Annotated in this window: 22 protein-coding genes; 9 read left to right on the forward strand and 13 right to left on the reverse strand. The window is 42.8% G+C overall.

The window, feature by feature from the left end; genetic code table 11:
- Window positions 1-39: 39 nt before the first annotated feature.
- The 7 genes from LA303_RS03100 to LA303_RS03130 all read right to left on the reverse strand — a co-directional run bounded on the left by LA303_RS03100 (window position 40) and on the right by LA303_RS03130 (window position 7,523).
- Window positions 40-234, reverse strand: a complete 195-nt coding sequence (locus tag LA303_RS03100) for a hypothetical protein (RefSeq protein ID WP_240526474.1) — start codon at window positions 232-234, stop codon at window positions 40-42.
- 18 nt (window positions 235-252) lie between these two features.
- On the reverse strand, window positions 253-2,457 hold the full coding sequence (locus LA303_RS03105; RefSeq protein WP_240526475.1) for a T9SS type A sorting domain-containing protein: 2,205 nt from the start codon (window positions 2,455-2,457) through the stop codon (window positions 253-255).
- A 448-nt stretch (window positions 2,458-2,905) separates the two neighbouring features.
- Window positions 2,906-3,625 (reverse strand): HAD family hydrolase, encoded by a 720-nt coding sequence (locus tag LA303_RS03110; protein ID WP_240526476.1) that lies wholly within the window; start codon window positions 3,623-3,625, stop codon window positions 2,906-2,908.
- Window positions 3,626-3,636: 11 nt separating this feature from the next.
- Entirely contained in the window at window positions 3,637-5,265 is a 1,629-nt protein-coding gene (locus tag LA303_RS03115; RefSeq protein WP_262901557.1) for an amidase, read from the reverse strand.
- Between the two features lie 37 nt (window positions 5,266-5,302).
- A complete protein-coding gene (locus LA303_RS03120; protein WP_240526477.1) occupies window positions 5,303-5,830 on the reverse strand; it encodes a methyltransferase family protein in 528 nt (175 codons plus the stop codon).
- A gap of 3 nt (window positions 5,831-5,833) precedes the next feature.
- Complete coding sequence (gene mltG, locus LA303_RS03125) at window positions 5,834-6,916, reverse strand: endolytic transglycosylase MltG (RefSeq protein WP_240526478.1); 1,083 nt, start codon at window positions 6,914-6,916, stop codon at window positions 5,834-5,836.
- Between the two features lie 49 nt (window positions 6,917-6,965).
- Entirely contained in the window at window positions 6,966-7,523 is a 558-nt protein-coding gene (locus LA303_RS03130; RefSeq protein WP_240526479.1) for a GNAT family N-acetyltransferase, read from the reverse strand.
- A 365-nt stretch (window positions 7,524-7,888) separates the two neighbouring features.
- Here LA303_RS03130 and LA303_RS03135 point away from each other — a divergent pair, with 365 nt between their 5' ends.
- Complete coding sequence (locus tag LA303_RS03135; protein ID WP_240526480.1) at window positions 7,889-8,221, forward strand: YtxH domain-containing protein; 333 nt, start codon at window positions 7,889-7,891, stop codon at window positions 8,219-8,221.
- 101 nt (window positions 8,222-8,322) lie between these two features.
- Entirely contained in the window at window positions 8,323-8,952 is a 630-nt protein-coding gene (locus LA303_RS03140; protein WP_240526481.1) for a hypothetical protein, read from the forward strand.
- Window positions 8,953-9,002: 50 nt separating this feature from the next.
- Here LA303_RS03140 and LA303_RS03145 read toward each other — a convergent pair whose 3' ends face one another.
- The gene (locus tag LA303_RS03145) at window positions 9,003-9,233 is read right to left on the reverse strand and encodes a hypothetical protein (RefSeq protein ID WP_240526482.1); all 231 of its coding nucleotides are present in this window, start codon (window positions 9,231-9,233) and stop codon (window positions 9,003-9,005) included.
- Window positions 9,234-9,269: 36 nt separating this feature from the next.
- The gene (gene frr / locus LA303_RS03150) at window positions 9,270-9,833 is read right to left on the reverse strand and encodes a ribosome recycling factor (protein WP_240526483.1); all 564 of its coding nucleotides are present in this window, start codon (window positions 9,831-9,833) and stop codon (window positions 9,270-9,272) included.
- Between the two features lie 81 nt (window positions 9,834-9,914).
- Between frr and LA303_RS03155 the strand changes: the two genes are divergently transcribed.
- Both LA303_RS03155 and LA303_RS03160 read left to right on the forward strand, forming a co-directional pair.
- Entirely contained in the window at window positions 9,915-10,163 is a 249-nt protein-coding gene (locus LA303_RS03155; RefSeq protein ID WP_240526484.1) for a hypothetical protein, read from the forward strand.
- Window positions 10,164-10,860: 697 nt separating this feature from the next.
- Complete coding sequence (locus LA303_RS03160) at window positions 10,861-11,547, forward strand: cell division ATP-binding protein FtsE (protein ID WP_240526485.1); 687 nt, start codon at window positions 10,861-10,863, stop codon at window positions 11,545-11,547.
- On the opposite strand, the gene LA303_RS03165 is transcribed toward LA303_RS03160, so the two are convergent.
- Complete coding sequence (locus LA303_RS03165; RefSeq protein ID WP_240526486.1) at window positions 11,527-12,645, reverse strand: glycosyltransferase family protein; 1,119 nt, start codon at window positions 12,643-12,645, stop codon at window positions 11,527-11,529. The two genes, LA303_RS03160 and LA303_RS03165, sit on opposite strands and share 21 nt — an antisense overlap.
- Window positions 12,638-13,756 carry a glycosyltransferase gene (locus LA303_RS03170; protein ID WP_240526487.1) on the reverse strand — a complete coding sequence of 373 codons (1,119 nt, stop codon included), beginning with the start codon at window positions 13,754-13,756 and terminating at the stop codon, window positions 12,638-12,640. The genes LA303_RS03165 and LA303_RS03170 overlap by 8 nt, the downstream gene beginning before the upstream one ends.
- 158 nt (window positions 13,757-13,914) lie before the next feature.
- Between LA303_RS03170 and LA303_RS03175 the strand changes: the two genes are divergently transcribed.
- The 4 genes from LA303_RS03175 to pyrF all read left to right on the forward strand — a co-directional run bounded on the left by LA303_RS03175 (window position 13,915) and on the right by pyrF (window position 19,971).
- Window positions 13,915-15,735 carry an ABC transporter ATP-binding protein gene (locus LA303_RS03175; RefSeq protein WP_240526488.1) on the forward strand — a complete coding sequence of 607 codons (1,821 nt, stop codon included), beginning with the start codon at window positions 13,915-13,917 and terminating at the stop codon, window positions 15,733-15,735.
- A 53-nt stretch (window positions 15,736-15,788) separates the two neighbouring features.
- Window positions 15,789-17,450 (forward strand): DNA repair protein RecN, encoded by a 1,662-nt coding sequence (gene recN, locus LA303_RS03180; protein ID WP_240526489.1) that lies wholly within the window; start codon window positions 15,789-15,791, stop codon window positions 17,448-17,450.
- A 582-nt stretch (window positions 17,451-18,032) separates the two neighbouring features.
- Window positions 18,033-19,103 (forward strand): peptide chain release factor 1, encoded by a 1,071-nt coding sequence (prfA, locus tag LA303_RS03185; RefSeq protein WP_240527101.1) that lies wholly within the window; start codon window positions 18,033-18,035, stop codon window positions 19,101-19,103.
- A 37-nt stretch (window positions 19,104-19,140) separates the two neighbouring features.
- Window positions 19,141-19,971 carry an orotidine-5'-phosphate decarboxylase gene (pyrF, locus tag LA303_RS03190; protein WP_240526490.1) on the forward strand — a complete coding sequence of 277 codons (831 nt, stop codon included), beginning with the start codon at window positions 19,141-19,143 and terminating at the stop codon, window positions 19,969-19,971.
- Between the two features lie 2 nt (window positions 19,972-19,973).
- Here the strand turns inward: pyrF and LA303_RS03195 are convergent, their stop codons facing one another.
- Window positions 19,974-20,573 carry a lactate utilization protein gene (locus tag LA303_RS03195; protein ID WP_240526491.1) on the reverse strand — a complete coding sequence of 200 codons (600 nt, stop codon included), beginning with the start codon at window positions 20,571-20,573 and terminating at the stop codon, window positions 19,974-19,976.
- Window positions 20,574-20,688: 115 nt separating this feature from the next.
- Here LA303_RS03195 and LA303_RS03200 point away from each other — a divergent pair, with 115 nt between their 5' ends.
- Entirely contained in the window at window positions 20,689-22,260 is a 1,572-nt protein-coding gene (locus LA303_RS03200; RefSeq protein ID WP_240526492.1) for a GMC oxidoreductase, read from the forward strand.
- A 68-nt stretch (window positions 22,261-22,328) separates the two neighbouring features.
- On the opposite strand, the gene LA303_RS03205 is transcribed toward LA303_RS03200, so the two are convergent.
- Window positions 22,329-23,372, reverse strand: coding sequence for a 2-oxoacid:ferredoxin oxidoreductase subunit beta (locus LA303_RS03205; protein WP_240526493.1), 1,044 nt, complete (start codon window positions 23,370-23,372; stop codon window positions 22,329-22,331).
- Window positions 23,373-23,374: the final 2 nt, after the last annotated feature.

Here is a 23,374-nt window from a genome sequence, read left to right on the forward strand (position 1 = left end):
GCAGTCAATTCCCGGTTTAAAAGAACAGCTTTCCACTAATTATTCTTCAAGATTAGTTTTCCGGTGATCATACCATTTTTTGCCGCCGTATGCTGCACCGAGTCCCAATAGGATGAATAAACCTCCGCCAATGGGTGCGCCGTGTGTCGCTGGTGGTGTAGCCTGTGCCATGACCGATTGAAATGAGAATAACAGAGAAAAAAGAATACTGTAAAAAATAATGGATTTTTTCATTTTTTTATGATTTGCTGATTATTGAATGTAAACTTTTTTGGTAACAACACGATGGTCATTTTCTATTCGGACAATGTATATTCCCGCTTGTTGAGTCATGTGGATTTGTTGTCTGGTAGTTCCGTTAAGTATACTTTCATAAACCTTCTGCCCAAGCGTGTTAAATACAAATACTTTTCCGTTGAGAACTTTCTGTCCGTGCAGATAAATGGTGTTTCCGGAAGAAAATACCTGAAGGTCATCGGTTTGTTCTGATGCAGGAGAAATTCCGGTTACCCCATTGATGTGAAGAACAAACCGGTCTGTGTTGTCTCCGTCTTGTGCACTGAAATCATAATTCGTTATTTCATTCAGGTTGATTTTTTCTCCTGTTACCTTGTCTTCCAGAATAAAATCTGTATTTGTAAAACTGGAAACACCTTTTATGGTCAGGTGGTACACTGTGTTTACGCCGGCCCGGAATTCCAAAGGAACATCATATGCTGTAGTGATCTCCGGCAGGTAATTTATCAGGAAATTTTCATCGTGGCTCACTGTCCATATCTGTGGAGCCGTTTTTACCATGCTCATGATTTTGTGGGCATCGTAAGCCATGTCCCATTGCTCAGTAGCATCGGGTTTAAATCCTAAAGTAGCTTTGTCTGAATAGCTGTTTGCATCATCAGTAATCTGGAAAGTCAGCGTTTCCGGAGTTTCCGCTGTTTGTTTATAGTTTCCTTGAGCATCATGAACCCGTGCAGCGGCAGGAATGGTCACACTGCCTGTTGTTCCGGAAACAACCTGAACAAAAAAGCCGTTGGTAGAAGGAATGATGTCATTGGCATTAATAGCAGTGTAACTGGCAGAGGCTTCGTCCCATATTTCTGCAACAGCGCCAACATTGGTTAATGTCCAGTTTCCGTCGTCCCACTTAATGGCGCTGGAAAAAGGATTTCCCAACAAATGCCACCCGTCACCGCCGGATGTTGAAGTGTAAGATAAGTTGGATACCGTAACATCTGATGTGTTTAAAGTGCCCGTATATTCGTGGGTCAGGTCAGTACTATTAGCCACAAGATAGCCCTGTCCTGCGGTAAAGGTAAAGGTGGTATTTCTATAATTTACCCACTGGTTATCGACTTCACTCCACGCGTACAGATCATCGGTAGTATTTCTTGTGGGATCCCATGTGGTATTTGCCGGATCCATGGATGCAACCGGACAGCCAATCTCATGCCAGCCGTTACCTGTTCCTGTACCGGAAGTATAATGGCCAACATAGCGTTGTACGGTGACGTCTACAGATGAATTGGTAATTAAAGAACCATTTCCTGTGGTGTCTGAAGCAATAATCAAATTGGCAGATGTCCCGTTATTGGTTAACGTATCATTGACTGTCATTCCGTAACCTGGATTGATTACAGCGGTTCCACTGGTTATTATGAAGTTGTTACAGGAAAAGCCTTCTGTAGTACTGGACATATTTTTAATAACAAGAGTATCACCGGTACCAACATCACAATTAATATTATATAATGTTTTGGTACTAATCATTGTCGTAGAAGACATGTAATTATCTGTGTTTGTAAAAGAAATTATACCTCCAGTAACGTTGGCTGTTGTTGGGTTAAATTTTAATGCTGCTCCATCTCCTTTATTTCCTTTCAAAATATTTATGTTGCCATTTGACATGGTAAATGTTGTTCCTGATGGGACATAAAAGATATCAGTTGCACTTGTTCCTCCAGAAGAATTAATATTTATTGTGCCACCGGTCATTTTAAATGAAGCTGAGTTTTTAAGAGTAAAATATCTGCTTGTATTTAGTATTCCGCCAGACATGTTAAACAGACAACGATTTCCCATGACGGAGCCGTTTATAGTTAAATAATCACCGCTACCATCACCTTCGTTGAATGTCCCTCCAGTTATTTTAAGAATACCATAAACAGTACATGACGCGGTTGTAGTTAATGTTGCTCCTGTTTCTATTGCTAGAGTGCCATAGTTACTTGTATCTGTAGCGTCGATTATAAAAAGTTTACAATATTGGATTGTATCGACAGTGATAGTATCTCCTGATCGAATCTCGACAGTGTCAACTGAAGTAGGAATGGTTCCTCCATCCCATGTTTCTGCATTATTCCAATTGCCGCCACCGGTTTTATTACTGTAAATTTTTTGTGAAAAGCCAAGGGAAGGCAATAAACAGACAAATAATAATGCAAGTAAAATATTTTTCATAATCCGATTTTTTTAAAGGGTTTAAAATCAAAAAATAGAAATCATAAAAAATATAAGCTTTTTAAGGAAAAGAACTTAAATATAGATTTTCCCCTTTTTTTAGGAAGGTTTTCTCTGGGGTTTCATGTCTAAATGACAATAAATAAAAAGATTTTCGCATTGTTGGTTTATTAAAATTACCACAAATGTAAAATAAATTAGTATTAGAAACAAGAAATTAACCTAATAATTTATTAGACATCAGGTGTTTGTCTTAAAATAAGAGTTGGAAGCTGGAATAGGGTGTGTTTCAAATTTGGAATTTATTGATATACATAACTTTATTTGTATAAAGAAAAGATTTATTTTTTGAGCAGAACTTTTTATTTCCCGATTAGCAGCTTTTTATTGTCCCTTCTGTTTATTAAATAGGAATAGTCTTTTTGTTTGGTGATAACAAAAAAATATCTTATTCGTGAATTAGGATATTTCCTTCATTATCTAAGATATCCAACAGAGCTGCCAGTTTTTTGATCGCAATAAATCGTTCCCATTGGTGGGGATCTTCGTTGGTTTTTTCGTGGATCCAGGTGGTGTGATACGGAATATGTACAGCCCAGCTTCCTAATTTTAGAAGTGGCAAAACATCCGATTTCAATGAATTGCCAATCATCATGAATTCTTCAGGCTGTATGGTTAAACGTTGAAGTAGTTTCCGGTAATTTTCTTCTTGTTTGTCACTCATAATTTCAATATGATGAAAACAAGAAGCCAGTCCTGATTTCCGGAGTTTCCGTTCCTGGTCCAGCAGATCGCCTTTGGTTACCAGAACAACAGGAATCTTGGTTTTAAAATATTCTAATACTTCGCGCACTCCGTCAAGCAGAATAACCGGTTTGTTGAGTAATTCTTTTCCTAAGCCGATTATTTTTTCGATGATTTGAGCGGGTACCCGGTGCCCGGAAGTTTGAATTGCTGTTTCTATCATGGACAGCATGAATCCTTTGGCTCCGTAACCGTAAAGGGGCAGGTTTTGAATTTCCAGGTGGTAAAGCTGTTCCATCACCGTTTTTTCATCGGCAAAATCTTTAAGTAGTTTAACCAGTTCCCGTTCCGTTTCGCGATAATAGATTTCGTTTACCCACAGGGTATCATCGGCATCGAAGCCAAGCACTTTAATTTTACTCATGTTTTAATTTTTCACTCGTTTTCCACCGATTTTTTAAACGTGGGAACATCACGGTGATGGGTACCCTGTTCAAAATCATAAGCCATGCCGATAAGCAGCGGTTCGCTCCATGCCCGGCCGAAAAAGGAAATGCCTACCGGTAATCCCTGAATAAATCCCATGGGAACGGTAATGGATGGATATCCGGAAATAGCTGCCGGCGAAGAGCTGCCCAGTACAAAATGGTCTCCGTTGACGAGGTCGGTTTTCCAGGCCGGAGCACCGGTAGGCGCAATAATGGCATCCAGGTGATAACGATTCATCACTTTGTCCATGCCGTTTTTCCGGCTTCCTGTGGTCATTTTTTTCAACGCTTTTTTATATCCCGGACTATTCAGGTTGCCTTTGGCTTCTGCTTCCAGCATCAGTTTTTGATCAAAATATTTGAGCTCAATCGAATCCGATTGGTTAAAAGCAATAATATCCTGAAGTGTTTTTACCGGAGCATCGGGGCCCAATGTTTTCAGGTATTTGTTCAGTCCGTCTTTAAATTCATAAAGCAAAACCTGAAACGAAGCCGCTTCTGTGCCGGGTTGCATGATTTTGTTGATTTTTACTACGGTAGCTCCTTGGCTCTCAAGAAAACGAACAGCCCGATACATCAGCGTATCGACTTTATAATCGATTCCCATAGGAGCCATGTATAAACCGATGCGTTTCCCGCGTAAAACCCCTTTTTTCAGAAATTGGGTGTAATCGCGATAGGCATGCCCTTTTGAAGCAAATGTTTTACTGTCGGCGCTGTCTACACCGGTAAGTACGCCAAGCAATGTAGCTGCATCAGAAACGGTTCGGGTCATAGGGCCGGGAGTATCCTGGGTAAAAGAGATGGGAATGACACCTGTGCGACTGATTAATCCTACGGTAGGCTTGATGCCAACAATGCCATTCGCCGAAGAAGGACAAACGATAGAGCCATCGGTTTCGGTACCAATACCGACCATGGCCAAATTAGCAGAAACAGCTACGCCGGGACCAGAACTGGAACCACAGGGATTCCGGTCAAGAACGTACGGGTTTTTGGTTTGTCCACCCATGCCGCTCCATCCGCTGGACGAAAAACTACACCGGAAATTAGCCCACTCACTCAAATTGGCTTTTCCAATGATAATGGCACCGGCTGCTCTTAACCGGGCTGCCACCCAGCTGTCGTGTAATGGATGCGAACCTGCCAATGCCCGCGAGCCAGCTGTACAAGCCATTTTATCGTGGGTGTCGATATTATCTTTCAATACCACCGGAATACCAAATAACGGACCGGAAGCTTTTCCTTCAGCCAGAAGTTTGTCTAACGAGTCGGCAATTTTCATCGCATCCGGATTAACCGTGATAAATGCATTTAAATGGGGGCCGTTTTGGTCTAACGCTTTAATTCTGAGTAAATAGGTTCTGACCACTTCTTTTACTGTAAAGCGTTGATTGTGATACCCCTGTTCCATCTCAGAGATAGTCATTTCGTTTAAAGGTAGTCCCATGTTACCACAGGTAGGACAGGGGCTTTTGGATGTGGTACCGGATTGTTTTTCTGTTCTGTTACACGAAACCAAAAAAAACAATGATGCCAAAAAGAAGACAGAAATAAAAAAGGAAATCTTTTTCATGATGTATATATTTTATCAAACTTCAAAGTTACCGGATTTACCGGATATTTTTTTCTACTTTTCGAAACAAGGTATTCAGACATTCTTTCCGAATGCAAAACCAAGGTACTTGTTGTTGGTATTTGCGGTATTCATCACCAAATTTACGAATCGCTTCCGGTTCTTCCACCCACCGGATCAGCAGTAACATTAATACTGCTTCAGCCGGGGCAATCACAAGAATAAACGCCGGTGATCCGACAAGAAAAGCAAAGGCAAACGGAAAAAATAACAAACCGAGATGCATGGGATGGCGCATGTACCGGTAAGGGCCTTCTTTGACCAGTTGGTTGGTTTCCATCCGCGGGAGTTCTCCTTTCCGGCCATATTTTGCCAAAGTACGACCGGTATTCCGGCTTACGGTCATCACCCCTTTTAACACCACAATGCCTATCAGAAAACTCAAAATATGAAACCACAAAAGATGGTGAATTCCCGGAAACCAGCGGGCATCAAGGATAAATCCACCCCAAATACCGCCTCCGAGCATTAACAACCAGATAATCATTCGCAGCGTCGACTTCATGATTTACCGGTAGATTCGTAATTTATCCAGCGCTTCCTGATATTTTTTAGCATTTTTCTGATGTTGCCGGTTGGTTTCGGAAAATACATGATATCCGGACATATCGCTTTTAGCACAAAAGTAGAGATAATGGGTTTTGTCGTAATTTAAAACAGCATCTATCGATGCAATGGATGGAACACAAATAGGACCTGGCGGCAGCCCGCGGTGCAAATAGGTGTTATAAGGCGATTTTACTTTTTTATGAATGTTGAGTACCCGGTGTATTTTAGGATTTCCCAGTGCATAAATAACGGTTGGGTCGGCTTGTAAGCGCCATCCGTCTCTCAGCCGGTTGATATACACACTGGCAATCTTCGGTTTTTCGTCATTTTTATTGGTTTCTTTTTCCACAATAGAAGCCAGAATGATTACCTGAGTGGGAGTTAATCCAATGGCTTTTGCTTTTGCCATACGTGTGGGGTTCCAGAACTTATGGTATTCGCGGATCATCCGGTCAACAAAAGCTTTGGCTGTAGTATTCCAGTAAAAACGATAAGTATTCGGAATAAAAAAGGTAAGAACGGGAATAGAATCGGCCCCGATTTGACGCAGGTTGCTGCTGTCGGTCAGGTAATTGACAATTTGTGCCGAGTCGGCTTCAATTTGATGTCCTACTTTGCCGGCCAGCTGGTAAATGTCTCTTACGTTGTTAAAAGTTACATTTACCGGAACCTGTTTTCCGGCACGCAGCATGTCCACCAGCTGATTATTGCTCATGCCGTTAACCAGGATGTACCGACCCGGTTTTACCAGCTCGGGGAGCTTCTTTTTCTTCGCCCACCATTCAAAATTCTTGCGGTGGATGACCAACCCTTTTTCATAAAGAATGTTTTTGAGTTGTTGAAAATTGGCGCCTGTAGGAACGTAAATGCTTACCGGTTTGTCGTTTGGTGTCCATACGTTAGGCCCTTCAATCACTTTGTACAAAAAATATCCGCCGGCCAGTGCCAACAGGATGAGTACAAAAAGAAACCGTAATAGAAACCGGGAGAAACGACTGCGTTTTTTTCTCCCTCGTGCATATTTCGAATGATAATAAGCCATCTGAAAAATCCTTTTTCCGTTTTGTAAAGCGATGCTTTATCCTTATTAATCAACTGTTAATCAGCTGTAAAAAATATTCGTCTTGCCATTTTCCGTTTATCAGGTTCCACTCTTTTCTTTCCCCTGTTATTTCAAAATGTCGGCTTTGAAATAAACGTAAACTGGCCTGGTTTTCTTTTCCGATACTGCAAAAAAGCTGATGCAAATTTAACAAATTAAATGCATAATAAATCAGCTGGTCCAGCGCTTTTCCGGCCAGTGAACGGTTCCGGTATTTTTCGTCGATGACAATTCCCACACCGCCCCGGCGATGGATAGCGCTCAGGTCGTAAAGGTCTATGATTCCGATGGCTGTGGATTGTTTCCCTTTGCGGTAGTCGATAATCAACCGAACCTGACCGGCTACGAAAGGTTCCTGCCGTGAAGCAGATAAAATATATTGCTCCAGGTCGAGATGCGAAAACGGAACCCGTGTGGCAGAAACCTGCCATAACTTTTGATCATTTTCCAAAGCATACAAAAAAGCGGCATCCTCAAGCTCAGGAGCACGCAAGACCATATTTTCCTGATTTTCCATCGTTCCGCAAAGTTGCAACTTTCCGCTCAAACCGCCAAATTTTTGGCGTACTTTGGACCTGTATTCCGAAAAGTTGTTCGCCGCCATTTTGACAGCCCGGCAGTCCGGGTTTTCTGTTCTTCTGCTGGCGGAAATCATCGGGCATGATTCTTGATTTGCTTTTTGTTGCCCGGAAGTAAAAGAATTTTCGGGACGTTCTTTTTCCCGGTGCATTTTTTCGCTTTCCGGCGAAATGCTTTGAACGGGAAAATATCAGAAATGAAAAACCGTTTCATTCAGGAACGTTTTGTCCGCACAGCAGGTTTAGTTTTTTTTAACGTGTCGAACGAAACTTTTTTTGGAATTGAAACTATAATGAAGTAAATTTGATGTCTAATTTTTAAAACTTTAATACCATGAGCAACAATAGTTCACATTCAGGGTTTGCATTTTTCTCAGGCATGGTAATTGGCGCTGCTATCGGAGCCATTGCCGGATTGCTGTATGCCCCCGAAACAGGCGAAGAAACACGAAAAAAAGTTTCCGATAAAACCAAAGAGTTATCCGATGAATTACTGGATCAGTTTGATGATCTGAAAGAAAACGTTAACAAAATCCTGGAAGATGTAAAAAAAACCGGTACCGAACTGGTTGAAGACGTGAAAAAAGTAGGAAATGACGTTTTGGAAGACGTGAAGAAAACAGGTGCCGGTGTAATTGAAGATGTAAAAAAAATTGCTCAGAAATAATTGGCAATGAGTCAACAACTCTTTTGAATTAACCAATCATCTGTTGTACAACAGATGATTGGTTATCGCTTTGTTGTGCCATGAAGAAAGAAAAAAACAGAATGGGAAACGCAGACTTTAAAAAACCCGTAAAAGCACTTGTAGATGAACTGAAAAAGTACATCGACCTGCAATTGGAATACAATAAAGTAGCTTACCGGAAAAAATCGGCCGAATTGTTAGGTCAGCTGTTGCTGTTTTCCATGTTGTTTGGCATTATGGTATTCGTGGTAATGTTTTTATCCTTTGCTTTTGTGAACTGGTATGCCGCTCACGGAGGAACCCGTACCGGCGGATTTTTGTGGGTGACTGCTTTTTATCTTTTCATGGCCCTGTTAATGTATGCCTTTCGTGAACCCCTGCTGTTTTCAAAAATTAGAAAAATACTGGGTAAAAACCTGGCCAGTAATCAGGAGAAACAATTTGTTGCCGGAGCGGGTTTTGCTGATGAAAAAGCAACGGAAAAATATCTGGAACACCTGAAAGATGAAAACCGGAAACAGGAAAATCATGTGCAGCAACAATTCCAGTCACTCAACGAAGCCTTTAACATGGTGAATATTACCAAAGCCATGATTCACTCGGCCATCAATGCGTTTGTAACTACCCGCAACATTATCCAAACTACTTTTCAGTTAACCCAACGACTGAGAAACCGGAAGCAGAAAAACCGGAAACAAATTGACGAATAACCGCCATTTTCCAAAGAAATTTCTCACTACTACCTCTTTTTAATAGAAACTCACCGGTTGTGTTGCAACCGGCGGTAATTGCGTATCACACGGAGGACAATACCCAGTGTTGACATGCACAAGAGGTAAAGTAAAAAATATTGTTTTTGGAAAGGACTTTGATGAAAAAGGTTGGTACTCGCAGCAAACATAAGTACCGTACAGATAAACCACACCAAAGCAACGGTAATTACCTGTTTTTTACGGGGATGCTTCACCCAATCATTATTTTTTCCGGTCATTTTAACGGGTTTTCAAAGCCGGAAAACACGTTCCGGCTAAATGGTCATAATATCTTTTTCTTTGGTTTCAAAGAAATGGTCAATTTTTTCCGTGTATTTGTCCGTAAGTTTCTGGATTTCATCCAGCAGCCGTTTTACTTCATCTTCCGGAACACCGTCTTTTTCCAGCTTTTTGGCATCATCATTGGCGCTGCGGCGGATATTCCGGATGGCAATTTTGGTTTCTTCAGCCACCTGTTTCGCTTTTTTTACCAGGTCAAGACGCCGTTCTTCTGTCAACGGCGGAACATTGATGCGTAAAATATCCCCTTCGTCCATCGGATTAAACCCCAGATTGGCATTCATGATCGCTTTGCGGATGTCCTGCAAAGAGCTTTTATCAAACGGCTGAACCACAATAGAATGTGGGTCTGGTGTATTGATGTTGGCCGTTTGTTCAATCGGCGTTGGCGTACCATAATATTCCACCTTAATTCCGCTGAGCATCCCCGGCGTAGCCTTTCCGGCCCTGATTTTCTGAAATTCTCTTTCAAGATGCTGTATGGAATGCTCCATACTTTCTTTGGCTTCTTCCAATATCAAAACGGCATCATCGGTCATAATCTTCAATTTTTGTTTGCACAAATGTAAAAAAGTTCACCAAACCTTTCAAAAAAAATGTGTTAAAAAAATCAGAACCGGTTGTGGGAAAAGTTTTTCAGGGCGGCCGGACAAGCCGCCGCGCTGTCCGTTTTAGCCGCCATTGCCAAAAGCCGGTTCCGCCACACCGGTTGCAGAGCTTCCGGTGGTCGCTTTCAACCGGTTGCTGCACATGGCTTTTGGCTGCTGCGGGCTGCCACTGCCATCGCTGCCGCAGAGGAAATCCCAAAAGACAAAAAATCAACTTCTTTTGTCCTGCTGAGCAACGCGAAGCATCGCACTAAATGCTAACCTTTTTCATCGTTTGAGCGTCCGCTCGAACGATAATTTCCCGCATCGATGTCTCCACTTTTCAAGTCCTGTCCGACTTGAAAAGAGACGCCCTTCACATTTTAAGTACTTCAAGTGCCTAAAGTTTGAAGTGCCTAAAGTGGGAAATCCCAAAAGACAAAAAGACAAATCACAAATGAAACCCCAAAAAAATAAAAAAGCAAATCCCAAAAATCAACTTCTTTTGTCCTTCTGAGCGTAGCGAAGAATCTCTTTGAACAGTCATGATTATTTTTAGGTCCTTCATTACGCTGCGCTCCGTTCAGGAAGACAGTAAAACGTTGTTAAGCACTGAAAATCAACGAATACCAATGACTAATGACCAGTGACTAAGATTAGAAACCCCAAAAAACGAAAAACCCTAAACGCGAAACGCAGATAAGATGTGATACATTGGAGTCCCGCAGGGACGACTTATTACCATTGACGCTGAATTTATTCAGAGGCCGGTATTCAACCCCTTCGGGATTTCCGCTAAACCATTTTGGAAAAAGAGAAAACCATAAAGGGTATTATGGTACACGCCTTTTCCCTTCGTCAAAACCAGATGGTATCGCATAAAAATAGGTATTAGCCGTTCCCCGGCATCCGATCTTCCGGAAAGTTGGGTTTCGGATACAAAAAAATTGCTGTACCTTTGTTCAAAACAATTTGCATCATGGAAGATAACCCGGTAGTCATTTTACAGGATTTGTCCGTTTTTCAGAAAAACAGGCTGGTGCTGGCTCACGTTAATTTTCAGGTTCATCAGGGAGAGTTTGTTTATTTGATTGGAAAAACCGGAAGTGGAAAGTCAAGCCTTTTGCAAACCCTTTTTGCCGAACTCCCCGCTGATGCCAAAGTAGCGCAGGTTTGTGGTTTCGACCTGAAAAAACTCAAAAAAAGAGAAGTTCCTTTTTTGCGCCGTAAGCTGGGCATTATTTTTCAGGATTACCGGTTATTGGAAGACCGTACCGTGGAAGAGAATCTTCTGTTTGTGCTAAAGGCTACCGGATGGAAAGACAAAAAAGCAATTAACCAGCGTATTATGGAAGTCGTGTCGGATGTAGACCTGATTGCCCGGCTCAAAGCCCGTCCGCATCAGCTTTCGGGTGGCGAACAGCAACGCGTGGCCATTGCCCGGGCTCTGCTGAATAACCCGGAGCTCATTCTGGCTGACGAGCCTACCGGAAATCTGGACCCGCAAACCTCCAACGAAATTATGCGGCTGTTGCTGAAAATTTGCGAAAAAGGCCGGGCTGTGATTATGGCTACCCACAATTACAATCTCATTCATAAATTCCCCGGAAGAGTGGTTAAATGCGAAGAAGGAAGCATTGTAGATTCAGACAATCAGGTCGATTAATCGTTCCACATTGTTTCCGTTGGCATACAACGTTTGCAGATGAAACTGCCGGTCGGCTTTCATGGTGGCAGTAAACTTTTCTTTCATCAGCCGGGCAATTTCTTTTTTCATTTCCGCTATCGATCCGGCCATGATACATACAGGCTGTAGCTGACTTCCGCTAAGCATTTTATCGTTGGTAAGTACAAACCGCCCGTTGTATAAAGCATTCAGTAATTTCAGCTTGAGCCCGGTGGCCTGTTCGGTAAAGAAAATATGGATATGGGCGTTTGCAATCAGTTCCTGGAGTTGTTCATCCGAAGGATTGGCAATCAGTTCGGCCGACGGGGTAGCTGCCACCAACCGGCTCAGCGAAGCCGGCGGGTGAAGTCCGGCAATTTTGAACGGAACCGGAAAATCCTGAAAGACTTCTTTCAGAAGAACAGTGGCTGCATTGATGTTTTCCGGTACCGACAGATTTCCGTGATACAAAACATAATTTCCCTTCCCCGTCAAACTTTTTACTGCCTTGTACGGATGAAATGCCGGTAGAAAAACTACCGGTTTATATTTTGATGAGAAATAGGCATGGTCGGTTTGTGAAATGGTTAATAACAAATCAGCTTTCGATAAAATCGATTCGTATTTTTTCAATTTCACCGATTCGTTGTAGAAATAATATTTTTTAAAAAGATCGGTTTCCACTTTGGAAAGGTGCAGATAATAATCGTGTTCGATATTGTGGGTGCGTACGATCCGTTTTCGGTTTTTTAGCCGCCGTTCGCGTAAAAGAGCAGTGGTGTGTAGTCCTTCCATTAAGATGGGATAATCGTCTTTCAATAAATTTTTTACCAATTCTTCCGATATACGGGTTTCAATAATGTAAGGCCGGCTTTTAAAAAGATGTTTTTTCGATACATCCCGTTTGTAATACCGTACTTCGTAAAAAAGTTTTTCCAGAAGTTCCGGTTTTTTTCGGCCGTATTCAAAACAATGCAGATGAATTTTCACTCCTTTTTCTGCCAGGGCTTTGGCTTTATAAAATACATCAATGACCCCGCCGTAATTGGCCGGATACGGAACGTCAAACGAAACAATATGCAGGTGGAGTTCAGACATACTGGCGGTACACTTTTTTCAGTTTTTCTGATTCGGTTTCCCAGTTTAATTCAGCTGCGGCAACAGCGGTGTTTTCTTTCCATTGCTGCAGGCGGTTAGGGTGGTCCATAATGTCTTTAATTTTTTTTGCCATATTTTCGGGATTGTGGTCCGGAATAAAATCGCCCACACGGTAAGTTTCTATGATTTTTTCAATTTCCGGTAAACGCGAAGCCAGTACCGGAATACCGGCATGAAGATAATCAAAAATTTTGTTGGGCAAACTGTAACGGTAATTGATGTTGGTGTCTTTGTCGAGCGTAAGTCCCAAGTCGGCTGCTGCCGTGTATTGCATCATTTCGGGATAAGGACGCCGCGAGATAAAGATAACTTTTTCAGATAAAGATAACTGCGCCACTTTCTTTTTTAATACCGGCAAAACATCGCCGTTTCCTACGATCAGTAAAACAACCTGGTCCAGGTATTGCATGGCTTCGGTGATTTCTTCGGCTCCCCGGTGCACATTAATTCCGGCTCCTTGCATGATGATGATGAATTTGTTTTCGGGTAATCCCAGTGCTTTGCGGCTCTTCGGGTTGGGATTTTCAAATTTCGGCGGTACATTACGCACCACCACCGGACGGATTCCATATTCTTTTTCGTACAGGCCGGCAATGCTGTCATTGACCGTAAAAATGGTTTTCAGTTTTGGGAAAAGCCATTGTTCCAGCTTTTTCCATATTTTTTGTTTCAGCGGATGGACCTGTAATTCAGGGACGCCGGTAAAATATTCGTGGGCATCGTACACCAGCGGAATTTTTCTTATCCGCGAAACCAAAAAATTCGGCAAGAGCGTATCCAGGTCATTAGCTACCAACAGGTCAGCCGGATGCAGCAGCAAAAAGAAAAAAAGCCGGATCTGAAAACAGAGATAGAAAGCCGGTCCTTTTTCAAAAAGTAATTTCATCCGGTGTACCGGATACGGGCGCTCATCCATAGGAAGACTCTCTTTTAACCGGCGTCCGGTAAGAACAACCCGGAATCCCATTTCCGATAACGTGGAACACACTTTCTTTACCCGTTGGTCAGTAACCAAATCATTAATAACCGAAACAATAACTTTTTTACTCAAAACAGCAGGATGTAGTGTTAAAAAGAAAACACAAAATGTGTTTAAAAATTGTTTGATGACAAAAATAAGGAAAGCCGCCGGATAAAATTTTAGTTGTAGAAAAAAGAGGATGGCAATTCGGGCGAATCCCTATCTTTGTGCCAACATTTCAAAAACGGATGAAAAAGTTATATCGCGTTATTGCATACATTTTTCCCTATTGGGGATCGTTGGCAGCCAATCTGTTTTTCAACATTGTATCCATTATATTTTCGCTTTTTTCGCTGGCCTTGCTCATTCCTTTTCTCAATCTTCTTTTTGGGATCAATAAACTGGTTACAGAAAAACCGGTATTACATTTCAGCACCCATTCGGCTCTTGATTATTTGAATTATTATATCAGCCAGATTATTATTCATCAGGGAAAACTGCAAGCGCTGGTTTTCATTTGTGTGATTATTCTTACGGCTTTTTTCTTTAAAAATTTCGGCCGTTTCTTTGCGATGTATTTTGTCAATTACGCCCGGTCAGGGGCTATTCGCGGCATACGTGATGATATCTATTCCAAATTGCTGATCCTGCCGCTGGCTTATTATTCCAGAAATAAAAAAGGCGACCTGATGACCCGGATTACTTCGGATGTGCAAGAGCTGGAAGTATCTATTTTTCTGAATCTTGAATCGCTGGCGCGCGATCCCATTACCATTATTGCCTATCTGGCTTTTATGGTGAGTTTAAGTTTGAAACTCAGTGTTTTCGTTTTGGTCATTCTTCCCATCACCGGGCTGATTATCGGCTCGATAGGCCGTAATCTTCGCAAAAACTCCGTTATTCTGCAGCGTTATTATTCGGCGCTGATGTCCATGATCGAAGAAACCATTACCGGACTTCGTGTGGTCAAAGGGTTTAATGCCATTCCGTATTTTAACCGGCGGTTTAAAGAGATGGATACTACCTATTTCCGGAAACAGGTAAGTGTAAACCGGCGGCGCGATTTGGCTTCTCCCCTGAGTGAGTTTCTCTCTTCGCTGGTGATCGTGGTAATTCTTTGGTTTGGGGGGCAAATGGTGATTCAGCCGCATCCTACGATTCAGGCTGCTGATTTTATTACTTTTATTGTGGTTTTTTCGCAGATCATGTCTCCTGCAAAAGCGCTTTCGCAGAGTTTTTTCAATATCCGGAAAGGTTTGGCTTCGGCCGACCGTATTTTTGAAGTAATGGATGCCGAAGAAGGCATTGAAGAAAAACCCAATGCTTTGCCGGTGCATACCTTTCAAAAGGAAATCCGTTTTGAACATGTTTGGTTTAAGTATCAAAAACCCTATGTTTTAAAAGATATAGATTTTGTTATTCCCAAAGGAAAGATCATCGCCATTGTGGGTGAGTCGGGCGGCGGAAAGTCAACGATTGTGGATCTTTTGCCCCGCTTTTACGATGTGACCAAAGGCCGGATACTGCTGGACGGACATGATATCCGGGATTATAAAATTGACGATCTGCGCGGACTGATGGGAATTGTTTCGCAGGATAGTATTTTGTTTAACGATACGGTTTTCAATAATATAGCTTTTGGCATGACGGATGTGTCGCAGGAAGCCGTTGAAGCGGCGGCCAAAGTGGCCAATGCTCATGACTTTATCGTGAAAATGGAGCAAGGATACCAAACCAATGTGGGTGACCGGGGAATTAAACTTTCGGGGGGACAGCGTCAGCGGATCAGTATTGCCCGTGCGGTGTTGGCAAACCCGCAAATCCTGATTCTTGACGAAGCCACTTCTTCGCTGGATACCGAATCGGAACGGCTGGTACAGGATGCCTTGTCAAAAATTATGAAAAACCGTACCACACTGGTGATTGCCCACCGGCTTTCTACCATCCGCGATGCCGATGAAATCATGGTGATTCAAAAAGGCGAAATTGTAGAACGCGGATCGCATGAAGTGCTGCTTAAAGCCAATGGTATTTACAAGCGGCTTCAGGATTTACAATCATTCAAGTAGCGGCTGTAAACAATATTTTTTCATCTTTGTAAAAAGGTAACACAGGTTTTCGCATGTTGCAAAAATTGTCCATAACCAATTATACCCTGATTAGCCGGGCCGAAATAGATTTTGATGCGGGGTTTACGGTAATTACCGGCGAGACCGGTGCCGGAAAGTCCATTCTTCTTGGTGCCCTTTCGTTGATTTTGGGGCGCCGGGCTGATCCGTCGGTGTTGATGGATAAAACCAAAAAATGTGTGGTGGAGGGAACGTTTTTCATCGGAAATTTAAACCTGAGCACTTTTTTTGATGAAAATGATCTGGATTACGACGAACAAACCCTGTTGCGACGCGAAATAAATCCGGCCGGTAAATCCCGTGCTTTTATTAATGATACACCGGTAAACCTGAATGTGTTACGTGCTTTGGGAGAACGTTTGGTGGATATCCATTCGCAACATCAGACCCTGTTGCTGAACGAGCAGGATTTTCAACGGGCACTTTTTGATGCATATATTCAAAAGCCCGGGTTGAAAGAAACGTATAGCCGTTTGTTCAAACAATACCGCGAAACGGAAAAAAAGGTTTTTCAGCTTCAAAAACAAAACGAACAGGCTAAACGCGATGAAGACTATTATCGTTTTCAGCTGAATGAATTGGATGCTGCGGCACTGGATGCGGATGAAATGACCCGCCTTGAAGAAAAAAACAAACTGTTGCGGCATGCGGTGGATCTTCGTTCTGCTTCGGAATTGGCCGCCGAATTATTGAAAAACGGTGACGTTTCGGTATTGGAGATGCTGGGACGACTGAAAGAAACTTTTTCCCGGCTTTCCGATTTACATCCTTCCATTGCCGAATTTACCGAACGCCTTTCTTCTTCGTATATTGAGTTGGCTGATTTAGCATTGGAAATTGAAAGCTTTGCCTCTTTGAACGAGTTTGACCCCGATGAATTACAGCAAAATGAAGAGCGGTTGAATATGCTTTATTCATTGATGCAAAAACATCATGTCAACGATGTGGAAGGCCTTCTTGCTTTGGCGGAAGAATATCGCGAAAAGCTGGAAAACATAACCGGTTTGGAAAACGAACTGGAAAAAGAAAAGAAAAAGCTTGTTGAAATAACCCATCAGCTTGAAAAAGCTGCTGATGCTTTGCGACAGGCCAGAGAAAAAGCGATTCCTTCGTTCGAAAAAGAAGTCATCCGGTTGTTACAACAATTAGGGATGAAAGATGCACAATTTCAGGTTAAGCTTATCCCGCTTTCTTCTTTTTCGGCTTACGGAAAAGAACAGGTTCATTTTTATTTTTCGGCGAATAAAGGAAAGGAACCGGACCTTTTATCTAAAACGGCTTCCGGCGGAGAGTTGTCGCGGTTGATGTTAGCAGTTAAGTCGTTGATACACCAGGAAGGCGTTTTGCCTACCATTGTTTTTGATGAAATTGATGCCGGAGTTTCGGGAGACATTGCCGGTAAACTGGGGATGATTCTGAAGAAAATGGCTACGCATATTCAGGTATTGGCCATTACTCACCTGCCACAAATTGCAGCCCGGGCTGATTTCCATTTTCGTGTTTTTAAAAATACCGAAAACGACAAAACCGTATCGCAAATTGTTTTGTTAAATGCTGAAGAACGGTTGGAAGAAATTGCCAAGATGCTGAGCGATGAAAAGGTAACGGACGCTTCGCGGGCTGCTGCCAGAGAACTGCTCGCCGCTTCACGATAGGGTTTGTTAATGTAAGCGATCACCGTATTTAAATATACCTGAAACAGTTAATTTCTCTATTTGGTGTGCTGATAATATTCTTCGTTTTATTGCCCAGTTTCCACTGAGTTCATGATGTGTCAATTACTTTGTGAAGTAAAATAATTTTCGGGGGAAAACACCAGTTATGGGCGGGGCATTGCGGAAAAGTGGCGTGCGAGGAGAAGAACAGGCGAAGTTGCGATGGAGCAAAATCACAAAAGACAAAAAACCAAATGACAAACGAAATCCCAAAAAGCAAAAAACAAAAAAATCCCAAGCACAAAACGTCAAACACAGATGAGATGTGGTGTAAGTCCCGGAGAAACGACTTATTACCATTGACTCTGAATTTATTCAGAGGCCGGTATTCAACCCCTTCGGGATTTTGCAAAACTGTTTTGAAAAAGGGGAAAAATAATAATGAATATTATGGCACAAGCCTTTTTCTTCATCAAAATAGGAATTAGCCCCTGAAACTTTGGCAACGAAATGCAGAAACTTAAAGTCTGTTTGTGGTGCGGGGATTTATTATCTTTGCAGCAAAAACAGAATACCGTGGATATTTTAGAAAAGCTTGAAACCATAAAAAACCGTTGGGAAGAAATTGCAGAGCAAATGAGCGATCCTGCTGCTATGGCAGATATGAAACGCTTTGTAAAGCTGAACAAAGACTATAAAGAACTGGAACCGGTGGTAAAAGCTTACAAGGAATACAAAAACCTGTTGGGAAACATCCAAAATGCCAAAGAGATACTGGCCAACGAAAAAGACCCTGAATTCCGGGAAATGGCTAAGGAAGAGTTGGAAGAGCTGCAGCCGAAGCTGAAAGAAATGGAAGAAGAAATCCGGCTGTTGTTGATTCCTAAAGATCCGGAAGACAGTAAAAATGCGGTGATGGAAATCCGTGCCGGAACCGGCGGTGATGAAGCTTCTATTTTTGCCGGGGATTTGTTTCGTATGTACCAGAAATATTGTGAGAGCCGGGGTTGGAAAGTGGATGTGGTGGAGATGAATGAAGGGACAGCCGGCGGTTTTAAAGCCATTGTTTTTAATGTGATTGGTGAAGGGGCGTACGGAACCTTGAAATTTGAATCCGGGGTTCACCGGGTACAACGGGTGCCAAAAACCGAAACACAAGGCCGGATTCATACGTCGGCGGCTTCGGTGGTGGTGCTGCCCGAAGCCGATGAATTTGATGTGGAACTTAACGAAAAAGATATCCGGAAAGATACCTATTGCTCTTCCGGACCGGGCGGACAGTCGGTCAACACGACTTATTCTGCCATCCGGCTGACACATATTCCTACAGGAATTGTCGTTACCTGTCAGGATGAGAAATCGCAAATAAAGAACTTGGCTAAGGCCATGAAAGTACTGCGTACCCGGTTGTACGAACGGGAATACAATAAATATCTCGAAGAGATGTCGTCGAAACGGAAAACCATGGTGAGTACCGGTGACCGTTCGGCAAAAATCCGTACGTATAACTGGCCTCAGGGACGGGTAACCGATCATCGTATCGGATTGACATTGTATAACTTGCAATCCATTATTGACGGAGATATTCAGGAATTGATCGATAAACTGCAAATGGCTGAAAATGCCGAACGGTTGAAAGAAGAGTTTGAGTAAGCCTGAGTATACATCCTTTGCTGAAAATTAATGTTTTATGACATCCAACGAACTTTTTGAGCAGATTCGGAAAAAGCATTCTTTTTTGTGTGTTGGATTAGATACGGATATCAAAAAAATTCCATCTCATTTGCTTTCGGAAGATGATCCGGTTTTTGCTTTTAATCAGGCCGTGATTGATGCCACCCTTCCGTATTCCGTGGCTTACAAACCCAACCTGGCTTTTTATGAGGTTTTAGGGGCCGCCGGATGGGAGAGCTTGAAAAAAACAATTCATTATTTGCGTCAGAAAGCACCGGAAGTTTTTATTATCGCTGATGCCAAACGGGGAGATATCGGCAATACATCGGCCATGTATGCTTATGCATTTTTTGATGAACTGGACGTGGATGCGGTTACTTTATCGCCTTACATGGGAAAAGATACGGTAACCCCTTTTTTGGCATACAAAGAGAAATGGGTGATTCTGCTGGCACTGACATCCAACCCGTCAGCTTCTGATTTTCAATATCTTGTTGATGATAATGGAAGAAAGTTTTATGAAAAAGTATTGGAAATTTCGCGTGAATGGGCCTCTGCCGATCAGTTGATGTATGTTACCGGCGCTACGCGGGCTCCTGAACTGGAAGCAGTACGGAAATTGGTTCCGGACCATTTTTTACTGGTACCGGGAGTGGGAGCACAAGGCGGTTCTCTGGATGAAGTAGCCCGGTATGGAATGAATGACCATTGTGGAATTCTGGTGAACTCTTCGCGGGGAATTTTATATCAGTCTTCCGGAAAAGATTTTGCTGAAAAAGCCGGTGAAGCTGCCCGCCGTTTACAACAACAAATGCACCGCCTTTTGGAAAAACAGGGGCTTCTGTAAGATTAGAATCCCAATTCTTCGTCTACCAGAATAAGCGTAATCCGGTTTTTGTCATCCGTTTTTTTGATGACCACAAAAACACTTTGGATATTTTCCACAGTATACCGTTGTTCTTTTTTCAGGGAAAAAGCTTTTTTATTTACTCTTTCCACATTTTTTGGAGCCACGACTTCTTCAATGCGTCGAAATCCGGCTTCTACGTCGTCCACGATTTTGTTTTTTCCGGCAATCAGTACTACTTTTTTAGGCCCGTAAGCTTGGGCAGCAACCCGGTTTCCGGCACCATCTACATTGACCAGGTATCCTGAACGGGTGATGGCATTACATCCGGCAACAAAAACGTCTGCTGTGAGTCCCATCCGGCGGCGCTCCACATTTTCCTCCATGGAAATCCCGTCTTCATATTGATCGAACAACCGGAAAGAATGAGGCTGGCGGAGCCAGTCAAGCAGTCCGATTTGCTGAACGGTTACCGAACCTCCCAACCCGACAGTTTTTGCTCCGTCGAAGAAAGATTTTGCTGCTTCTAATGCCTCGGCAGCATTTTTAACAGGAATCACCTGAAATCCGTGTGCTCTTAAATTCTCTATGGTCTTTTGCATCTCTTTTTTTAGTGCAAAATAACGAAAAACGGGCGATTCCTGCTCTTTTTTACCCGTTTGTTTGTTCGATAGACTTTCTTAAATTTACAACAAAAAAGATTTTAAAGACAAGGGTATGAAACAAACCTACGATTATGTCATTATCGGTTCGGGTTTTGGTGGCTCGGTTTCGGCACTGAGACTCAGTGAAAAAGGATATAAAGTACTGGTTATTGAAAAGGGGAAATGGTGGAAACCGGAAGATTTTCCCAAGACCAACTGGAATCTGCGTAAATGGATGTGGCTTCCGGCTTTTCGTTTTTTCGGTTTTTTTAAAATGACCTTTTTACGGCATGTGGGTATTTTGAGCGGTGTAGGGGTTGGTGGCGGCTCACTGGTGTATGCCAATACTTTGCCACGACCCAAAACCGCTTTTTTCCAAACCGGTAGCTGGGCAGGAATTACCGACTGGCAAAAAGAACTCGAAAATCACTACCAAATGGCAGAAAAAATGCTGGGCGCCGCACAAAACCCTAAACTTTTTGATGCCGATCTGGCTTTGAAAGAAGTGGCCCGGCAAATGAACCATGAAAAAGAATTTGAAGCCACTGACGTGGCGGTTTTTTTTGGTGAGCCGGAAGTTCCGGTATCGGATCCGTTTTTTGGCGGAGAAGGTCCGGAACGTGAAGGTTGCCGGCATTGCGGGGCTTGTATGACCGGTTGCCGGTATAATGCTAAAAATACACTGGATAAGAATTATCTTTATCTGGCTATGAAAAAGGGAGCAGAAGTATTAGCCGAGCATAAAGTAATGGATGTGACCCCGGACGGAAAAGAAGATGGTTCGGATGGGTATGTTGTTACTTTAAAAAAGTCAACCGGTGTGCTTTTCAGCCGGAAAAAACAAGTCAAAGCCAAAGGTGTTATTTTTGCCGGCGGGGTTTTGGGAACTGTTCGGTTGCTGTTGAATCTTAAAGGAAAAAGCCTTCCCCGGCTTAGCCAGCGGGTGGGCTATGATATCCGTACCAATAACGAAAGTTTGATTTTGGTTCATTCGCCTGAGCGAAAACAGGATTACTCAAAAGGAGTAGCTATTGGTTCTATTTTTCCGCCGGATGAAGATTCGCATGTAGAGCCGGTACGGTATGGCTCCGGCTCCGGTTTTTTCAAACTGATGGGCGTTCCTTTAACTTTTGGAAAAAACGGGTGGCATCGTGCCGGAAAATTACTGAAACATTTGGTTACCCGGCCCGGAGCCTGGTTGCGGATTTATTTCTCCAAAAACTTTGCCGAAGAGTCGGTGATTTTGCTTTTTATGCAACATCTCGACAGTACATTGCGGTTTAAACGCGGATGGTTTAATTTGTCTTCTGCTGTTTCTACCGGAAAAGCGCCAACTTCTTTTATTCCGCGTGCCAAAGAGCTGGCCGACAGAACTTCGGAAGTGATCAAAGGAAAACCTTTTGTGATGACAACGGAAGCGTTGTTCGGAATTCCGACGACGGCCCATATTCTGGGAGGCGCTGTAATTGGAGATTCTTCTGAAACCGGTGTAATTGACGGACAGCAGAAAGTGTTTGGCTATCAAAATATGATGGTATGTGACGGGTCGGCTATTTCAGCCAATCCGGGGGTTAACCCCTCGTTGACCATTACTGCCATGACAGAGCGGGCGATGAGCTTTATTCCTCCAAAGCAAAAGAAATAAATGGCAGTATGAAATAAAAAAAAGCGGCCTTTAAAGAGCCGCTTTTTTTTTTATAAGGATAAGAAATCTTAATCAATTTCCCAGGTGTTCCCGCTGTTGAGCAAATCGTCAACGTTTTTGTAGGGAGAAACCTGTTTTTCGTGTTCCACAGAATTCCATACAGCGTCTTCGAGCGTTTCGCTTTTTACTGCGCGGATAACACCCAATGCAGCCGGAAATTCCGGCGGAGCCATGCTGGCCAGCATCATGTGAATACCGGCATCGTCCGTAGTCGGGTCGTGTACCAGAATATCTTTTTCAGTAATTCCGTTTTCCCCCAGTTTTACTACTTTCAGACGGGTTCCTTCCAGGATGATTCCTTTTTCTTTGTTTTTGCCAAAGAGCATGGGCTTTCCGGCTTCAAGAATCAACTGGTTATCGTCTTTCGTGTCGCGCCCGGTAATTAATGCATGGATTTTGTTGTTGAAAATCACACAGTTCTGCAGGATTTCAACGATGGATGTTCCATGATGCAATGCGGCTTCAAGGAAAACCTGTTGCATTAATTTGGGGTTGGTATCCACTGCCCGTGCAAAGAATTTACCGCGGGCACCAATTACCAGTTCACCAGGATTAAACGGGGTTTCAAAAGTACCCTGCGGTGAAGTTTTGGTTTTTTGTCCTTTGGGAGTCGTCGGAGAATATTGTCCTTTGGTCAATCCGTAAATTTTGTTGTTAAACAACAGGTAATTAACATCCGGATTACGGCGGGCAATATGAATAAAGTGGTTTCCGCCGATGGCCATGGAGTCACCGTCGCCACTGATCATCCAAACGCTTAATTTGGGATTGGTCAGTTTAATTCCCATGGCAAGTGCTGCCGGGCGACCATGAATACCGTGAATACCATAAGTATTCATGTAATAAGGAAAACGCGATGAGCAACCGATACCGGAAACTACTACAAAATCTTCTTTTTTATATCCCATTTTTTCTCCGATGACGGGGAAAACATTTTCTACAGATTTCAGAATGGCATGGTCACCACAACCGGGGCACCATTTTACCATTTGGTCGCTTTCAAAATCTTTTTTTGAGAGCTGTATTTCCTGAGGTTCTATTTTTTGTTCCATGA

Source organism: Candidatus Sulfidibacterium hydrothermale (assembly GCF_020149915.1).
GTDB classification, from domain to species: domain Bacteria; phylum Bacteroidota; class Bacteroidia; order Bacteroidales; family F082; genus Sulfidibacterium; species Sulfidibacterium hydrothermale.